The 15,028-nt window shown below is 64.9% G+C and carries 18 protein-coding genes; 12 read left to right on the top strand and 6 right to left on the bottom strand.

What is annotated here, in order from left to right:
• Positions 1-3 precede the first annotated feature (3 nt).
• From NFH98_RS19085 to NFH98_RS19060, 6 genes are all read left to right on the top strand, one after another.
• On the top strand, positions 4-393 hold the full coding sequence (locus NFH98_RS19085) for a SirB2 family protein (RefSeq protein ID WP_222568716.1): 390 nt from the start codon (positions 4-6) through the stop codon (positions 391-393).
• 285 nt (positions 394-678) lie between these two features.
• A complete protein-coding gene (locus NFH98_RS19080) occupies positions 679-1,131 on the top strand; it encodes a c-type cytochrome (RefSeq protein ID WP_045993522.1) in 453 nt (150 codons plus the stop codon).
• Between the two features lie 82 nt (positions 1,132-1,213).
• A complete protein-coding gene (locus NFH98_RS19075; protein ID WP_108132122.1) occupies positions 1,214-2,554 on the top strand; it encodes a cbb3-type cytochrome c oxidase subunit I in 1,341 nt (446 codons plus the stop codon).
• Positions 2,555-2,606: 52 nt separating this feature from the next.
• Positions 2,607-3,434 carry a CbbQ/NirQ/NorQ/GpvN family protein gene (locus tag NFH98_RS19070; RefSeq protein WP_349623035.1) on the top strand — a complete coding sequence of 276 codons (828 nt, stop codon included), beginning with the start codon at positions 2,607-2,609 and terminating at the stop codon, positions 3,432-3,434.
• A gap of 8 nt (positions 3,435-3,442) precedes the next feature.
• On the top strand, positions 3,443-5,434 hold the full coding sequence (locus tag NFH98_RS19065; RefSeq protein WP_349623034.1) for a nitric oxide reductase activation protein NorD: 1,992 nt from the start codon (positions 3,443-3,445) through the stop codon (positions 5,432-5,434).
• A 5-nt stretch (positions 5,435-5,439) separates the two neighbouring features.
• A complete protein-coding gene (locus tag NFH98_RS19060; RefSeq protein WP_348827217.1) occupies positions 5,440-5,625 on the top strand; it encodes a hypothetical protein in 186 nt (61 codons plus the stop codon).
• Between the two features lie 55 nt (positions 5,626-5,680).
• On the opposite strand, the gene NFH98_RS19055 is transcribed toward NFH98_RS19060, so the two are convergent.
• The 6 genes from NFH98_RS19055 to NFH98_RS19030 all read right to left on the bottom strand — a co-directional run bounded on the left by NFH98_RS19055 (position 5,681) and on the right by NFH98_RS19030 (position 9,301).
• Positions 5,681-6,028 carry a hypothetical protein gene (locus NFH98_RS19055; RefSeq protein ID WP_108132124.1) on the bottom strand — a complete coding sequence of 116 codons (348 nt, stop codon included), beginning with the start codon at positions 6,026-6,028 and terminating at the stop codon, positions 5,681-5,683.
• Positions 6,025-6,432: a hypothetical protein gene (locus NFH98_RS19050; RefSeq protein ID WP_348827216.1), complete on the bottom strand. Its 408-nt coding sequence runs from the start codon at positions 6,430-6,432 to the stop codon at positions 6,025-6,027. The genes NFH98_RS19055 and NFH98_RS19050 overlap by 4 nt, the downstream gene beginning before the upstream one ends.
• Before the next feature lie 5 nt (positions 6,433-6,437).
• A complete protein-coding gene (locus NFH98_RS19045) occupies positions 6,438-7,004 on the bottom strand; it encodes a cytochrome c oxidase subunit 3 (RefSeq protein ID WP_348827215.1) in 567 nt (188 codons plus the stop codon).
• 113 nt (positions 7,005-7,117) lie between these two features.
• Positions 7,118-7,588 carry a hypothetical protein gene (locus NFH98_RS19040; RefSeq protein ID WP_253554378.1) on the bottom strand — a complete coding sequence of 157 codons (471 nt, stop codon included), beginning with the start codon at positions 7,586-7,588 and terminating at the stop codon, positions 7,118-7,120.
• A gap of 16 nt (positions 7,589-7,604) precedes the next feature.
• A complete protein-coding gene (locus tag NFH98_RS19035) occupies positions 7,605-8,930 on the bottom strand; it encodes a cytochrome D1 domain-containing protein (protein ID WP_349623033.1) in 1,326 nt (441 codons plus the stop codon).
• Entirely contained in the window at positions 8,927-9,301 is a 375-nt protein-coding gene (locus tag NFH98_RS19030; protein WP_348827212.1) for a c-type cytochrome, read from the bottom strand. Before NFH98_RS19030 ends, NFH98_RS19035 begins: the two co-directional genes overlap by 4 nt.
• Positions 9,302-9,964: 663 nt before the next feature.
• On the opposite strand from NFH98_RS19030, the gene NFH98_RS19025 reads away from it, so the two are divergent.
• From NFH98_RS19025 to nirJ, 6 genes are all read left to right on the top strand, one after another.
• Positions 9,965-11,689, top strand: coding sequence for a nitrite reductase (locus tag NFH98_RS19025; protein ID WP_083970485.1), 1,725 nt, complete (start codon positions 9,965-9,967; stop codon positions 11,687-11,689).
• Between the two features lie 62 nt (positions 11,690-11,751).
• On the top strand, positions 11,752-12,243 hold the full coding sequence (locus NFH98_RS19020) for an Lrp/AsnC family transcriptional regulator (protein WP_045993516.1): 492 nt from the start codon (positions 11,752-11,754) through the stop codon (positions 12,241-12,243).
• A complete protein-coding gene (ahbB, locus tag NFH98_RS19015; protein WP_348827211.1) occupies positions 12,240-12,776 on the top strand; it encodes a siroheme decarboxylase subunit beta in 537 nt (178 codons plus the stop codon). Before NFH98_RS19020 ends, ahbB (NFH98_RS19015) begins: the two co-directional genes overlap by 4 nt.
• A gap of 16 nt (positions 12,777-12,792) precedes the next feature.
• Positions 12,793-13,329 carry an Lrp/AsnC family transcriptional regulator gene (locus NFH98_RS19010; RefSeq protein WP_348827210.1) on the top strand — a complete coding sequence of 179 codons (537 nt, stop codon included), beginning with the start codon at positions 12,793-12,795 and terminating at the stop codon, positions 13,327-13,329.
• Positions 13,304-13,852 (top strand): siroheme decarboxylase subunit beta, encoded by a 549-nt coding sequence (gene ahbB, locus NFH98_RS19005; RefSeq protein WP_222568726.1) that lies wholly within the window; start codon positions 13,304-13,306, stop codon positions 13,850-13,852. The genes NFH98_RS19010 and ahbB (NFH98_RS19005) overlap by 26 nt, the downstream gene beginning before the upstream one ends.
• Positions 13,840-15,018 carry a heme d1 biosynthesis radical SAM protein NirJ gene (gene nirJ, locus NFH98_RS19000; protein WP_348827209.1) on the top strand — a complete coding sequence of 393 codons (1,179 nt, stop codon included), beginning with the start codon at positions 13,840-13,842 and terminating at the stop codon, positions 15,016-15,018. The genes ahbB (NFH98_RS19005) and nirJ overlap by 13 nt, the downstream gene beginning before the upstream one ends.
• Positions 15,019-15,028: the final 10 nt, after the last annotated feature.

Here is a 15,028-nt window from a genome sequence, read left to right as displayed (position 1 = left end):
TAGATGTTACCGCTCTACCTCACCCTCAAGTCCCTGCATGTGTCGCTGGCGCTGGTCAGCGGTGCCCTCTTCGCCCTGCGCGCCCTGTGGTCGGTGACCGAGTCGCCCTGGCTCGAACGCTCCTGGGTGCGTGTCCTGCCCCATCTGCTCGATACCCTGCTGCTGGCGGCGGGGCTGTCGCTGATGGTGCTCACCACCCAGTGGCCTCACCAGACGCCATGGCTGGCGGCCAAGCTGACCGCCCTGCTGGCCTATGTCGGCTTCGGCAGTCTGGCGCTTCGACGAGCTGCCAGCGTCCGAACGCGGGCGCTGTCGGCCTGCCTGGCGCTGCTGATCTTCGTCTATATGCTTGGCGCCGCGCACCGACACAGCGTCCTGTCCTGGCTGGTATAGCCTCTTTATTGCAATGCATTGATTTACCTCAATGGCGTTGGTTTTTCTCCTGTCAGTGGCGATATTGTCGTCATCTTGTCTCGTCAATTTCATCGTTTATCGCCGATAGTCCCGGCGAATGTTTAAGTGGTTGATGGGGCGAATCAATCAAGAATTTTGGTGATGCATGTCATATTCCGAGTGTTTAACTCAGGTATAGAAGAGCGCTCCTCAATACAATGGTCAACGGGGCCAGGGAGGTCTGACTCTCCGGCACCATGGGCCAAACAATGAGGAGACGTGGTCATGGCCGAGGGTCTGACAAAATCCGCAGCACGCAACATCTTCTACGGGGGCTCACTGTTCTTTTTCCTGATCTTTGTAGCGCTGACTGCTCACAGTCACTGGTACATCGTGACGGAGTCCACCAGCGCACTTCCGCTGACCGATTCGGTACGCGAAGGCAAGCATGTGTGGGAAAAGAACATGTGTATCAACTGTCACAGCATCATGGGTGAGGGGGCCTATTTTGCGCCTGAACTGTCCAATGTCTGGACCCGCTATCACGGGCGCGAAAACCCCGAGGCGGCAAGGGCGGGACTGGCGGCCTGGATGCGCGCTCAGCCGCTGGCCGTACCAGGGCGGCGCAAGATGCCGCAGTTCGATCTGAGCGACGAGGAAATGACCTCGCTGATCGATTTCCTCGAGTGGACCGACGCTATCGATGATCAGAACTGGCCGCCCCACGTATCGGGATAGGTCGGTGAGTTCGCGTGACATATCGACAAGATCGCAATGGCGTACCCGTCGCGTGAGGGGAAACCGTGGAGGAACATGAAAAATGAAATATGAAACACAGAAGGTGGCCTACGCCTTCTTCCTGGTGGCGATGGGGCTTTTTGCCCTTCAGCTGGTGTTTGGCATCATGGCGGCGCTGGTCTATGTCTTTCCAGACTTCCTGGCCCAGTTGATGCCGTTCAACATTATCCGCGTCAGCCATACCAATCTGCTGATCGTGTGGCTATTGATCGGCTTCATGGGCTGCACCTACTACCTGATGCCGGAAGAGGCCGAACGGGAGATTCATAGCCCGATGCTGGCCTACCTGCAGCTGGGCATCTTTGTGGTGGCCGGGGTCGCCGCCCTGGTGTGCTATCAGCTTGGCATCCACGAGGGACGTGAATTCCTCGAGCAGCCCTTCTTCGTCAAGGTGCTGATCACGGTGTCCTTCCTGATCTTCCTCTACAACACCAGCATGACCCTGCTCAAGGGCCGCAAGACCACCATCAACCTGGTGCTGATGCTGGGCCTGTGGCTGGCGGCGGTATTCTGGCTGTTCGCCTTCTACAACCCCGGCAACCTGGCGGTAGACAAGGTCTACTGGTGGTGGGTCGTTCACCTCTGGGTGGAAGGCGTGTGGGAGCTGATCATGGCGTCGCTGCTCGGCTATCTGCTGATCAAGATGTCCGGCGTCGACCGCGAAGTGATCGAGAAGTGGCTCTACGTCATCGTCGGCCTGTCGCTGTTCTCCGGGCTGCTGGGCACCGGCCACCACTACTACTGGATCGGTACGCCGGGCTACTGGCAGGCCATCGGCAGCATCTTCTCTACCCTTGAGGTGATTCCGTTCTTCGCCATGGTGGTGTTCGCCTTCGTGATGTTCTGGAAGGGGTCGCGCAACCACCCCAACAAGGCCGCGATGCTGTGGACCATGGGCTGCCCGACGGTCGCCTTCTTCGGCGCCGGCGTGTGGGGCTTCATGCACACCCTGTCGTTCATCAACTACTACTCCCACGGCACCCAGGTCACCGCCGCCCATGGCCACCTGGCGTTCTACGGCGCCTACGTGATGCTGATCCTCGGCGTGATCACCTACGCCATGCCGCAGCTGCGTCGGAGCCAGCCGTTCAACCAGGTGCTCAACATGTGGGGCTTCTGGATCCTGACCTCGGCCATGTGCTTCATGACCTTCACCCTGACCTTCGCCGGTGCGGTGCAGACCCATCTGCAGCGGGTGCTGGGGATGAACTACATGGAGGTGCAGGACCAGCTCGGCCTGTTCTACACCATGCGTCTGGGCACCGGCATCGCGGTGACGGTGGGCGCGGTGCTGCTGCTCTACGCGCTGTTCGGTCCGGCCCGTCGGTCGGCCTCTGGCCAGCCGGCGATGTCCGCCAGCTGAACCCGATCGAGGCCGCCGTCAGGCGGCCTCGATGGTCTCGAGGACCCTGTTCATGACCCAAGCAACCCTGTCTCGGTGCGCCTTGCACCAGGACCCTGTGCGTAACGACATCCCCTTCTACCAGCCGACCGGCCAGGAGGTCGCGCTGTTCGAGCACGCCTACCGCCAGCGTCTGCCGCTGCTGCTGAAGGGGCCGACGGGCTGCGGCAAGACCCGTTTCGTGCGCCATATGGCGGCACGTCTCGGGCTGCCGTTGCACACCGTGGCCTGCCACGACGACCTGACCGCCTCCGATCTGACCGGACGCTATCTGTTGAAGGGCGGTGATACCGCCTGGTCCGACGGCCCCCTGACCCGGGCCGTGCGCGAAGGCGGCATCTGCTACCTCGACGAAGTGGTGGAGGCGCGCAAGGACGTGACCGTGGTGCTGCACCCGCTGACCGACGATCGCCGTCTGCTGCCGCTGGAACGTACCGGCGAGCGACTCGAAGCGCCGGACGACTTCATACTGGTGGTGTCCTACAACCCTGGCTATCAGCACATTCTCAAGACCTTGAAACCGAGCACCCGCCAGCGCTTCGTGGCGATCTCGCTGGACTTCCCCGATGCCGACACAGAGGTCGACATCGTCGCCCATGAAAGCGGCCTTTCGCGTGGGCGCTGCGAGGCCCTGGTCAACCTGGCGGCACGCCTGCGGGCGATGAAGGGCCAGGACCTGGAAGAGGGGGTGTCCACTCGCCTGCTGATCTACTGCGCCAGCCTGATCCAGGCCGGCATGCCGGTGCTCGACGCCGCCCGGGCGGCCCTGCTCGAGCCTCTCAGTGACGATCCCGACGTGCTCAAGGGCATCGAGGACGTCGTTACCGCCACCTTCGGATAGCCACCACCATGCTGGAGTTTCTCGAGGTCGAGGAGTTCGTCGGGCGTCACTGGCACCGCTGGGCGTCACGTGCCGCCAGTTATCCTGAATATCCCGAGGCGGCGGTGACCCTCGAGGAGGTGTCGCGCTCGCTGGGGGTGCTGTTTCGCGCCAGCGGCGGAGACCCCGGCGTCACCCTGGATGCGATCGGCAAGCGCGCCTCGCGCCATCGCCTGTCACTGCGTCAGCGCCTGGGCTTCGACGAGGAGGCGCTGGAGGTCTCGCGGCGTGACGACGAGCACCTGCTGCTGCCGCAGCGACTGGCGCTGCTGCCTGAGGTTGAGCTCAATCGCGATCTATATCGCTGGCTGGCCATGTCGCTGGCCGAGCGCCGTCCGGTGGCGCGCTGCGACGATCCGCTCGAACAGGATCTGGTGCGCCTGACCGAGGCCCGGCGCTCAACCGAGGTGACGCTTGCGCGCTATCCCGGCTTCGTCCGGCGCCATGCCCGGCTGTGCCAGGCGCTGCTCTCCGTGCGTCCTCGGCGCCGCGGCCTGCCTCCGCAAGAAGCTGCGGTCGAGACACTGGTCCGGCGCCTGCTGGGCGACGACCGATCCTTCGATAGCGAGGCCCAGGCGCAAGACAGTCCCGAAGGCGACGCGCGCCAGTGGTGGTCCTGGCTGCAGGCGGCGGATGGCCAAGGGCGCCCGTCGGTGCGCGCGCCACGGGGGTATCGGCCCTTTCTGCCGGTGCCGCTGTGGGGCGAGGCGTCGACGCTTGAGTGCGTCTCGAGGTCGACCGATGAGGATGACGAGGACGAAGACGAAGAACCCGCTCCGCCTCAGGCCGCCGAGGTGGAAGGTGCCCGGCGCAAGGCCGAGCGCCGCTATCAGGATCAGGCCGAGCGAGACGACCCGCTGATGCTCAATGCCTCGGAAAAAATGCTGTCCTGGGCGGAGATGGTCAACGTCAACCGCCACCTGGATGACGAGGAGGAAGACGCCGCGCGTGAGGCGGCCGACCAGATCGACGAGATCACCTTGAGCCGCAACCGGCGACGGGCCGCCTCACGGCTGAAGATGTCGCTGGACCTGGCGCCCGACGCCGCCTGTGGCGAGTCGCTGGCCGCTGGTTCCAGCGTCGAGCACCTCTATCCTGAATGGAACTACCGCAAGAGCCGGCTGTTGCCGGCCCACTGCCGGGTGATCGCCGAACCTGCCATTGAGGAGGGCGAGCCCTGGCAGGGCGACGAGGCGGCCACTCGCCGGGTACGCCGGGTGCGCCGCCAGTTCGAGGCCCTGCGGCCTCGGCGAGAGTGGCTGCGGGGCCAGGCGGACGGTGACGAGCTGGACCTGGACGCCCTGGTCCGCAGTCGCTGCGACCTGGCCGCCGGTGGTCAGGCCAGCGACCGCCTGTTCGTCGACGCCAGGCCCCAGGGGCGTGATCTGGCGGTGTCCATCCTGATCGACGTGTCGCTGTCCACCGATGCCTGGCTGGAAAGTCGCCGCGTGCTCGACGTGGCCCAGGAAGCGCTGATGGTACTGGGCCACGGCATCACCGGCTGCGGCGACGACGTCAGCATCCACAGCTTTACCTCCCAGCGTCGGCATCGGGTCTGGGTCAGGCAGTTGAAGGCCTTCGACGAGGCCGTGGGCGAGCGGGTGGAACGACGCATTTCGGCGCTGACGCCGGGGCATTACACCCGCATGGGACCGGCCATTCGCCACCTGGCCAGGGAGCTGGGCCAACACCCCAGACGACATCGGCTGCTGCTGGTGCTGACCGACGGCAAGCCCAACGACACCGACTACTACGAGGGGCGCTATGCCATCGAGGACACCCGCCACGCGGTGCGCGAGGCGGCACGAGAAGACGTGCGGGTATTCGGGGTGACCATCGATCGCGAGGCCAGTCGCTATCTTGGCCGCATCTTCGGTCGAGGGGGCTACGCCATCGTGCCGCGTCCGGAGCATCTCGCCCTGGCGCTGCCGGGCATCTATCGACAGCTGGTGGCCCAATGAACGTCATGTCTTCGTCACAGACTCGCTGGCGCCAGCGGCTGGCGCTCGCCACCGCCGGCCTTGCGGCGCTGATACTGTTCACGCCGCTGGCCTGGCTGATCCATCACCGTGACTGGGACATCGTGCTGATGGCGCTGGTGCCCCTTGCGGTCTGGCTCACCCTGCGGCTATGGCGCCGGCTCGAACGCTGAGCGCTGCGGGGCTGAGTGGTCGGTTGCTCGCCGTTGGCCGTCAGTCGCTAGCAGCTCAGCGCACCAGGTCGTTGATGCCGGTGATCTCGTAGCAGAAACGGGCGCTGCCGGTGCGGTAAGTGTCGACGCGATAGACGCGCTGGCCAAGGGCCACGGCGGGGGATGAGAAGTTCAGCGCACTCTCGGTGCAGTCGCCGTAGCCCCAGCGGATCTGGTAGTGATCATCGCCCGCTCGATCCAGCACGAAGGGGTAGGTCACCAGTTCCTCTTCCGCGCGGTCGCGGGCGAAGCCGTAGACCTGAGTCGAGGTCAGGTCGCCTCGGTCGTTGACCACCGCCACCAGGCGAATGGTCTCGCCGGGGTCTTCCTCGAAGGTCATGTCGATTTCCACGGCCTTGTTCATCTGGGCTCCTGTGCCTGTCGTTCGTTGTGTCGTTCAGTGTGTCGATCAGTGGTGTTATTCGTTGTGGTGCTGTGGATCGAGACCGGGATGGTGGTCGCACCGGAGGTCGCACCAGGAGCCTCGATCCAGCGAGGCAGCAGTCCAGCAGCCGCCAGCCCAAGCCCCATCGCCCCGACCAGTACCAAGAGTCCCCCTCGCCAGGAGGCAGGGGCAATACGCAGGTTGAGGTAGATGGAGAGAATCTGTTGCGCCTTGACCAGGCTGGCGATGAGCACCAGCGCCAGGGCCCAGAGTGCCAGCGGGCCGCGATGCAGTGCGCCGCTGGCCATGGCGATGAGGGTCATGCCCATCAACAGGGCCCAGGTGCGCCACAGGCGTCTGCGCTGAGTATCCGTGTCATGCATTGTCGTCACCGCACCAGATAGAGCAGGGGATACAGCAGTACCCAGATCAGATCGACCATGTGCCAGAAGGCGCAGACGGTTTCCACGGTGTCCGCTCGAGGGCGCCATATCGCGACGCCCAGCAGGCACAGGCCAAAGATGACGTGGGCGGCGTGAAAGCCGGTCAGGCCGATGTAGAAGGTGAAGAAGTTGCCGCTGTCCGGCAGTGGGCCGGTGAAGAACTCGAGGTGATACTCGACGGCCTTGATCAGACAGAAGGCCATGCCCAGCACCGCGGCCAGCGCCAGCCACTGGCGTATCCGGCGCTCGCGCAGGGCGTGGGGTGGACACTGGGACTGGGTGACCGCCATCGCCGCGGCAAGGCCACTGGTCAGCAGCACCAGGGTATTGAGGCCGCCAAGCAGCGGCTCGAGATAGCGTTGCCCGGCGAGAAAGCCCACGGGGTCGAGTACCCGCTGCCAGGCAAAGACGCCAAAGAAGGCGGCAAACACCAGCAGCTCACTGATGATCAGCACCCACATCAACGGGTTGCCCGGCAGGCCCGACAGCGGCCCCCAGCCAGGATTGGGCAAGCCAGAGCCCGGTAAGCCAGACCCCGGTAAGCCAGACCCCGGTAAGCCAGAGCCCGGTAAGTCAGAGCCTGGAACGCCAGAACCCGGCATGCCAGAGGCGCCGTGATCGAGGTTCACCGGTCGGCGTCCGTAAAGCGCACGCGGCAGCCACCCAGCAGTGGGGACAGGGGGCGCGGGACGGGCAGGTGGTGCAACAGCCGGCGGATGCCCAGGGCGCAGCGTCCCACCATCCAGATGAGCGCCAGGGTGAACCCCAGATAGCCGTAGGCCCAGCCGGTGAGCCCCGGCAGGTCGATGTGTCCGATCAGCCCCCACAGGCCAAGGCCGATCGCCCCGGCCAGCACGCCGTACCAGAAGGTCGCAAGCTGAAAGCGCAGGTGGCTCACCAGTACCGCATCGGTGGGTCTTCTGATGGCCAGCCAAAGATGAGCGACAAGCGCACTGAGCGGGGCGGTCACCACCGCCATGACGCTGCCCAGCATCAGGGCGTAGAGCAGCAGCACCTTGCGCTGCCCGGAAGGCGTCGTGACGACGGTTGTCTGTTGTGATTGCGTCTGGCGAGTTTCCAGCGAAGCAGGGTGCATGGCGTTCTCCCGCGGCCTACAGGCCGATGCGATGGGCCCGATCGGTGAAGAAGATGCCACTGGGCGACTCGGCCTCCAGGGTCGCCAGGCGCTCGAAGGTGTCGGTGTCGTAGACCACCACCTGGTCGGAGTCCCGCGCCGAGATCCAGACCTCCTCGCCGCGCGGGCTGAACTCCATGTGCAGTACCGCCTGGCCGGGGGTCAGGGTGCGGATGATCTCGCCGCTTTCACTGTCGATGACCTGGACCACATTGTTGTCGGGGTGGGCGAAGTTGACCCACAGCTGGCGCTGGTCCGGCCGGCTCATCACGAACACCGGCTGCCCGTGCACCGCAATTCGTCGCTCCAGGCGCCAGTCGTCGAGGTTCGCCATCAGCACCTCGTGGCGACCCACCGCCGGCCACCAGGCGTGGTCGTTGGCGATGGTCCAGCCCTCCAGGTGGGGCATCTTGTACACCGGCAGCTTATCGTCGCCCTGGCGATAGCCGGACAGGACCGGCTCGACGCCTTTCTCCGGGTGCCACAGATCCAGGCGCGCCAGGTGGTCCTCGCCGAACAGGCCGGCCACGTAGAAGCGCCCGATGGGATCGATCAGGGCGTCGTAGGGCTTCTCGCCGATATCGGAAAAGCGGGTGATAGGAGGAAGCTCATTCGAGCCCTGTTCGTCCGCGATGAGCGTCGAGGCGTCGAGCACCTGGATCTCGTTGGCGTCCCACAGGCTGTAGACGAAGCGGTTGCCTGGGGCGTCGACCAGACCGACCACCTTGGACAGCGCCTGACTGCCGTCATCTTGGGTGTAGCGCGCCGGTACCTCGGCCAACAGCTCAAGGCTGTCGGCGTCGAACAGCTTCACGCCGCCCGGCTCGTAGTTGGCCACCGCAATGATGCGGCCGTCCTGGGAGATGGCCCCGCCGATGCTGTTGCCGGACTGCAGCACTCTCTTGTCGATGGTGGCGCACACCAGATCCACCTTGGTCAGACCGCCGTCGCGGCCGAACACGTAGGCGAAGCGCTCGTCGCTGGAGAACTTCACCGAAGCGTGGGACAGATCGCCCAGTCCCTCGACACGAGTGATCACGCGATGCTGGCGGCGGTCGACCAGGGCCAGGCGTCCATCGGCGCGTTCGACCACGACCCCGAGTCCGCCGGTGGCGAGGTTGGCACAGCTGGCCTCCGGCGTGCCGGCGTCGGTGCTGTGGGCAACGGCGGCTGAGCCGTGCGGGCTCTGGCCCCAGGCGATCAGGCCGCAGGCCAGTGCCAGGCCAAGCACGAAGCCCGGGGCGTGAAAGCGCCGAAGACCCTTGGCGGCGGGGGGATGGGGCAATGCAGAACGGTGCCTCATGGGAGCTCCTGAGCGTCGGTGTGCTTGAGCGTCTCGGCGATCCAGCGGGCCTCTTCGGCGCTCAGCAGATCGCGCCAGGGCGGCATGGCGGTGCCGGGCAGGCCTTCGAGGATGATGGTGGTCAGAGTGTCGACGTCGTAGACCGCCAGACGCTCCTGGGTGAGAGCAGGGCCCAGTCCCCCCTTGAGGGTCATGCCGTGACAGGAACCGCAGTCCTGAAGGAGCAGGTTGCCGAGCGCCTCCGGGTCCACTGCTGCGCCGTTGGTATCTGTCGCAGCGCTGGTCTTGTGTGTCGACGAGGCGCTGGTCTTGTGTGTCGCCGAGGCGCTGGGCGCGGGCGTCGCCGATGTATCGGCAGCCCATGCTCCCATCAGCAGAAGGCAGGCGAGGGCGGCACGCCATCGTGGCGCAAGCACTGAGCACGCATGGCACCTGAAAGGGTGCTGGGAAATAGGTGTTGCCATCGACAAGTGTCCCCCGGCGAAGGTCCCTGTAGGACCCGACAGTTTCCTTGATTCATCGAAAATATTTATTGATATGGGTCGTCGTTTTATCCCGAAGGTATTGGTGTGTCTTGAAGTGGCAAGCAGTAGTCGAGTTTCGTCCTGCTGTCGATAGCGGCTGGAGCCATTGGATGATGCGCGTCAACGTCTTGATCAAAAAGTACTGAAATGCTCCTTTCGAGGTAGCTCCGAAAGTCTTATTTGGTCATTAAGCTTAAGAAATTAAAGGGGAAAAATTTCTGCTGGTGCGCGGAGGAGTGATTGTTGATAGGGGTCAAGAGTCGGCAAGAGACCCAGTGAAATCGTCGGGAATGCGCGCTTCCATGGTAGGCAGGGCAAACGCGAAGAGAGCGGGCGTCTTCGCGGCCTTCATCTGGAAGGAAAATGTGTCGCTTATCCAGGGAAGGGATTGCCGTACCAAGGGAAATAACTCGCTCAAGAGAAAGCGGAAAACCTGGCGACATTTTCATCTTGTGGCACGACATTGGCGACAGGATGAAAGACACGTGGATCATGACTCGAGGTGAAAAGATGACCAGAAGCGTCACGACTCTCAAGCCCCTTGCCGCAGCGATAGCCATCGTGATTGCAGGCCTGGGAAGCGCCCATGGCGCCGAGAAGAACCTGTCTCCGGAAGAGGCGGCCTACCAGAGCAATCCGTCCGGCGTCGACCCGGCGGCGGTGATGATGCCCGATGAAGAGGGCGCCCCTGCGATGACGCGGGAAGAGTTCGATCACGCCAAGGAGATCTATTTCGAACGCTGTGCCGGCTGTCATGGCGTGCTGCGCAAGGGGGCCACCGGCAAGCCGCTGACCACCGACATCACCCGTGAACGCGGCATGGACTATCTCAAGACCTTCATCACCTACGGCTCACCGGCGGGCATGCCCAACTGGGGTACCTCCGGCCAGCTGACCGATGACGAGATCGAGATGATGGCGAACTACGTCATGCATGAGCCACCGGTACCCCCGGAGTTCGGCCTTGCCGACATGAAGGACAGCTGGACCGTGTTCGTGGCGCCGGAAGATCGCCCCACCGAGCAGATGAACGACCTGAACCTGGAGAACCTGTTCTCGGTGACCCTGCGTGACGCCGGCCAGATCGCCCTGATCGACGGCGACAGCAAGGAGATCGTCAAGGTCATCGATACCGGTTACGCGGTGCACATCTCGCGGATGTCAGCTTCCGGGCGCTACCTGTTCGTCATCGGTCGCGACGCCAAGGTCGACATGATCGACCTGTGGATGGAAGAGCCGACCACCGTGGCCGAGATCAAGGTGGGTCTCGAGGCGCGTTCGGTGGAGACCTCCAAGTTCGAGGGCTACGAGGACACCTACGCGGTCGCCGGCACCTACTGGCCGCCGCAGTTCGTGATCATGGACGGCGAGACCCTGGAGCCGAAGAAGATCGTCAGCACCCGCGGCATGACGGTGGGCACCCAGGAGTACCATCCGGAGCCCCGTGTGGCGGCCATCGTGGCGTCCCATCAGCACCCGGAGTTCATCGTCAACGTCAAGGAAACCGGCAAGGTCCGTCTGGTCAACTACGAGAACCTGGACGCCCTGTCCAGCGTCGAGATCGACACCTCCCGCTTCCTGCACGACGGTGGCTGGGACAGCAGCGGTCGCTACTTCATGACTGCCGCCAACCAGTCCAACCAGATCGTCGTCATCGATGCCAAGGAGCGTGAGCTCGAGGCGATCATCGACGTGGGCAAGACCCCGCACCCGGGGCGTGGCGCCAACTTCGTCGACCCCGAGTTCGGGCCGGTGTGGGCCACCAGCCATCTGGGCGACAACACCATCTCGCTGATCGGTACCGACCCGGAAGGTCATCCGGACCAGGCCTGGACGGTGGTGCGCACCCTGGAAGGTCAGGGTGGCGGCTCGCTGTTCATCAAGACCCACCCCGAGTCCGAGCACCTCTACGTGGACACCGCGCTGAATCCCGACGAGGCCATCAGCCAGAGCGTTGCCGTGTATGACGTCAACGACCTGGAAGAGGGCTTCCAGGTGCTGCCGATCGCCGACTGGGCGGATCTTGGCGAAGGACCCAAGCGGGTGGTGCAGCCGGAGTACAACCGTGCCGGCGACGAGGTCTGGTTCTCGGTGTGGAACACCGCCGATCAGTCTTCCGCGCTGGTGGTGGTCGACGACGAGACGCTGCAGCTGGAAGCGGTGATCAAGGACGAGCGACTGGTCACGCCGACCGGCAAGTTCAACGTCTACAACACCCAGCACGACGTCTACTGACGTCCTCGCGGGCCGCTCGCACGGGCGGCCCGCCCCAATTTTTCGCTTTTCGGGAGATGGCCATGGCAACCGACAAGGTGGTCGACGACCTGGACCGCATCGACCGGCGACTGATCGATCGCTATCAGCGATCGCTGCCGTTGGTCGAGCGTCCCTTTGCGGCCATGGCCGAAGAGCTCGGACTGGATGAGCAGGCGTTGATCGAGCGCCTGCAGCGTCTGTGTGACCTGGGCGTGGTGGGCCGTGTCGGCGCGGTGTTCGATCACCGCCAGGCCGGCGCCAGCGAGCTGGTGGCGGTGGCCGTGCCGGACCATCGCCGGGAGGCGGTGGCACAGATCATCAACGCCTGCCCCGGGGTCAACCACAACTACTGGCGCGAGCACCGCTACAACCTGTGGTTCGTGGTGACGGCGCCGGACAGCACCAGCCTGGAACTGCGCCTGACGCGGCTGGAGGCCGAACTGGCCACCCCGTTGCTGCGCCTGCCCATGGTCCAGAGCTATCACATCGACCTGGCCTTCGCCCTGCCCTGGGCGGAGCTGGAGGAAGCATGATCGAGGCCGTCACGTCCACCGCTGAGCGCCGTCCGGCAGGCCCGCTGCAGGCTCAGGATCGCCGCCTGATCAGACTCAGGGCCTGTCTCGAAGAAGGGCTGCCGCTGGTGCCTGAGCCGTTCAAGGTGCTGGCCGAGCAGACCGGCCTGAGCGTCGAGGAGGTCCGCACCTGGATCGGGCACTGGCAGCACAGCGGTTTCATCAAACGCTTCGGCCTGGTGGTCCGCCATCGCCGCCTGGGCCTCGCCGCCAACGCCATGGTGGTGTGGAACCTGCCCGATGATCGCGTCGACGAGGTAGGCCGGCGTCTGGCCGCTGAGCCCGAGGTCACCCTGTGCTACCAGCGGGTGCGTCGCCTCGGCTGGCCCTACAACCTGTTCTGCATGATCCACGGCGTCCGGCGAGTGCGTGTCGAGGCCCAGATCCGTGCGCTGATCCAGCGCCATGGCCTCGAAGACGTCGACCACCAGGTGCTGTTCAGCCGCCAGGCCTATCGCCAGCGCGGCGGACGCTACACGCCCGAGGAACCATGACACCCCCGGAGGAGCCATGAGCTCAGAAACACCGTCCCGGGGTTTCCCCGGCGACCCCGACCGCCATCCACACGACGCTGCCACCGCTCGCCATGACGCGGTGGCTGCGCTGTCTGAGGTAGAGCGTCGGATCATCAACCGCCTGCAGTTGGGTGTGCCCTTGACCCCGGACCCCTACGGCGACCTGGCCTTGGAGCTGGGGCTCGGGGTGCGCGAGTTGCTCGACACCCTGTCGTCGCTGCTTGATCGAGGGATCCTCAGTCGCTTTGGCCCGATGTTCCAGGCCGAGCGTCTCGGCGGTGCCCTGACGCTGGCCGCCCTGGCGGTGCCGGAAGCCGACTTCGAGCGCGTCGCCGAGGTCGTCAACGCCTTCCCCGAGGTGGCCCACAACTATCGCCGCGAGCACCACTACAACATGTGGTTCGTCATCGCCTGTGATCGCCCCGGCCGCGTCGCCTCGGTGATCGAGGCCATCACCGAGGTCACCGGGCTCGAGGTTATCAACCTGCCCAAGGAGGAGGAGTTCCATGTCCATCTCCACCTGCCCGTCTAGGGACCGCAACGATGTCTCTGTGCTGGACGACGGCGACCGCGCCCTGATCGAGGCCACCCAGGCGGGGCTGCCGCTGGTGGCCGACCCCTGGGCGGCGGTGGGCGCGGCCATCGGCATGAGCGGCGAGGAGGTGCTGGCACGCTTTCAGCGCCTGCGCCTGACCGGCGTCGTGCGCCGCGTCGCCGCGGTACCCAACCACTATCGCCTGGGCTACCTGGCCAACGGCATGACCGTGTGGGACGTCGATGATCAGCGCATCGATGAACTCGGCCGGCAGCTGGCCGACTGGCCGGGCGTCAGTCACTGCTACCGGCGGCCCCGCCGCTTGCCGGACTGGCCCTACAACCTGTTCGTGATGCTGCACGGCCACCACCGTGACGAAGTCGAGGCCCAGGCCGAGCGGCTGCGTGAATGGCTGGGCGACGCCTGCCGCGACCACCGTATTCTCTACAGCAGCCGCATCCTCAAGAAGACCGGGCTACGGCTCGCCACCGCCAAGGGAGCCTCGCCATGTTCCGAGTGACCCGCTACATCGACAGCCTGCTCGAGCCGACGCCACTGGCGCCTGCCCGCACCCCGCCAGGCCCGGTGGTGATCTGGAATCTGATTCGCCGCTGCAACCTGACCTGTCGGCACTGCTACACGGTGTCGGCCGACGTCGACTTTGCCGGTGAGCTGTCCACCGAGGAGGCGATGAAGGTGCTCGAGGACCTCAAGGCCTTCCGGGTGCCGGCGCTGATCTTGTCCGGTGGCGAGCCGCTGATGCGCCCCGACATCTTCGAACTGTCGCACCGGGCCAAGGAACTCGGGCTGTACACCGGGCTTTCCACCAACGGCACCCTGATCACCGAGGACAAGATCGAAGCCATCGCCGATGCCGGTTACGACTACGTCGGCATCAGCATCGACGGCCTCGAGGAGACCCATGACCAGATCCGCCAGCGTCGTGGCGCCTTTCGCGAGTCCATGGCCGCAGTCCGGCTGTGCAAGGAGCGGGGCATCAAGGTAGGGCTGCGGTTCACCCTGACCCGGGACAACTACGCCCAGTTCGACGACATCCTGGCGCTGACCGCCGAGCACGACGTCGACAAGTTCTACCTGTCACACCTCAACTATGGCGGACGCGGTCATCGTCACCGTAAGCACGACGCCTGGCACGAAATGACCCGCGACGCCATGACCCGACTGTTCGACCGCTGTCGCGCCGAACTCGAGGCGGGTATCCGGCGCGAGTACGTCACCGGCAACAACGACGCCGACGGCCCCTTCCTGCTGCACTGGGCCAGGCGCCACTTCCCCGAGCGGGTCGCCGATCTCGAGGCGCGTCTGCTCGCCTGGGGCGGCAACGCCAGCGGCGAGTACATCGCCAATATCGACAACCTGGGCAATGTCCACCCGGACTCCTTCTGGTGGGACCACCACCTCGGCAATGTGCGTGAGCGGCCCTTCTCGGAGATCTGGTGCGAGGCCGACGACGACCTGATGCGAGGGTTTCGCAGTCGTCCGCGGCCGCTCAAGGGACGCTGCGGCGCCTGTCGCTACCTGCCGATCTGCAACGGCAATACCCGGGTGCGCGCCTTCAAGACCCTGGGCGATCCCTGGGCCGAGGACCCGGGCTGCTACCTCGACGATGACGAGATCGGCCTGACCGATGCCGTCTCGCCCAAGATGATTCTGACGACCGGTTGAACGGGAGATC

The organism is Halomonas sp. H33-56, assembly GCF_040147035.1.
Taxonomy (GTDB): Bacteria; Pseudomonadota; Gammaproteobacteria; order Pseudomonadales; family Halomonadaceae; genus Halomonas; species Halomonas litopenaei.
Note: the sequence above shows the minus strand (reverse complement) of the source record. Positions and strands in the feature narration are given on the sequence as shown.